The organism is Polaromonas sp. P1_G2 (genome assembly GCF_056405515.1).
Window position 1 is genome coordinate 1 of sequence record NZ_JBFUBY010000489.1, and the last position, 1,514, is coordinate 1,514.

The 1,514-nt window shown below is 63.7% G+C and carries 2 protein-coding genes; one reads left to right on the forward strand and one right to left on the reverse strand.

Going from position 1 to position 1,514, the window contains the following annotated elements:
- The coding region (locus AC1D0P_RS25545) for a LysR family transcriptional regulator (protein ID WP_477679292.1) at positions 1-380 on the reverse strand (380 nt) is incomplete at its 3' end.
- Positions 381-522: 142 nt separating this feature from the next.
- Here AC1D0P_RS25545 and AC1D0P_RS25550 point away from each other — a divergent pair.
- Positions 523-1,401, forward strand: a complete 879-nt coding sequence (locus AC1D0P_RS25550; RefSeq protein WP_477679293.1) for an alpha/beta fold hydrolase — start codon at positions 523-525, stop codon at positions 1,399-1,401.
- Positions 1,402-1,514: the final 113 nt, after the last annotated feature.

A 1,514-nucleotide genomic window follows, 5' to 3' on the forward strand; every position in this document is an offset into this window, starting at 1 on the left:
GTCAGTTGCAGCTGGATTTCGATGCGCGGATAACGTTCCTGGAAGGCGGCCAGCGCTGGCCCTAGCCAGAGTCGCCCAAAACCGAAGGTAGCGGCCAGGCGGATCAACCCGGTGGGTTCGGCCTTGCGTTCCTGCAGTTCCGATTCAAGCGCCATAAAACCCTGTAGCAGGACCTGCGCGCGCTCGCACACGGTTTCCCCTTCGGCCGTGGGGCTGACACGCCGTGTGGTGCGCTGGAACAGGCGTTGCCCCAGCTGGGCCTCCAGCGCGGCGAGGCGTTTGGTCACCACCGGCGGCGCCACGTCCAGGCTGAGCGCGGCTGCGGTGAGGCTGCCGCCGTCGCGTACGGCCAGCACCAGTTCAAGATCGCTGCGATCCATTCATGCCTTAAAGGAAATAATTGATTGCTTGATTATTGCTTGAATCATGGCGGCATCTTCTACAAAATCAGTCCCAGGTAAATACACAGGGGTGGGCAGACGGGCAGGCCGCAACTGCACCCACCAGAATCAAGGCTGATCGATGTTCGAAGGATTTTCCTCACGCGACGTACAAGGGCCCGCCGGCAGGCTGCGCGTCGTACAAGGCGGCAGCGGCGCGCCCTTGCTGCTGCTGCACGGCCATCCGCAAACCCATGCGATGTGGCATGCGGTGGCCGGTGAACTGGCCAAGGTGTTCACTGTGGTCATGATGGACCTGCGCGGCTACGGGGATTCGGCCCGGGTTGCGAGTGACGCGGATCACCAGGCCTATTCAAAACGCGCCATGGCGCAGGACGCCATGGCCGTCATGAGCGCCTGCGGATTTTCGCGCTTCCAGGTGCTGGCCCATGACCGCGGCGCGCGGGTAGCACACCGGCTGGCGGCCGACCATCCGGATGCGGTGCAGCGCCTGATGCTGCTGGACATCGCGCCCACCCTTGCCATGTACGAGGCCGCCTCGGATGCCTTTGCGCGCGCTTACTGGCACTGGTTCTTCCTGATCCAGCCTCCGCCCTTGCCGGAAGCATTGATAGAGTCCGACCCTGTGCGCTACGTGCGCGGCGTGATGGGCAAGCGCCATGCCGGCCTTGCCGCATTTGCGCCCGCCGCACTGGCCGAGTACGAGCGTTGCGCGCAGATCCCCGGCACTGCTGCGAGCATTTGCGAAGACTACCGGGCCTCCGCCACGATCGATCTGGTCCATGACCGCGCCGACGTCGCAGCAGGCCTGCGGTTGGTGCAGCCGCTGCACGTGCTGTGGGGCGAGCACGGCACGGTGGGCCAATGCTTCAAGGTGCTCGATCTCTGGCGCGAGCGCGCGCAGGATGTGTCGGGCATGAGCCTGCCATGCGGGCACTACATTGCCGAAGAAGCGCCGGCATTGCTGTTGGCGCAGGCACTCGATTTTTTCAAACCCTGATCAACATACCCAAAGGACCCTCATGAACAAGCTCACCGGAAAAAAGAAAATCGCAGTCATCGCGGGCGACGGCATCGGCAAGGAGGTCATGCCCGAGGGCATACGCGTTCTGG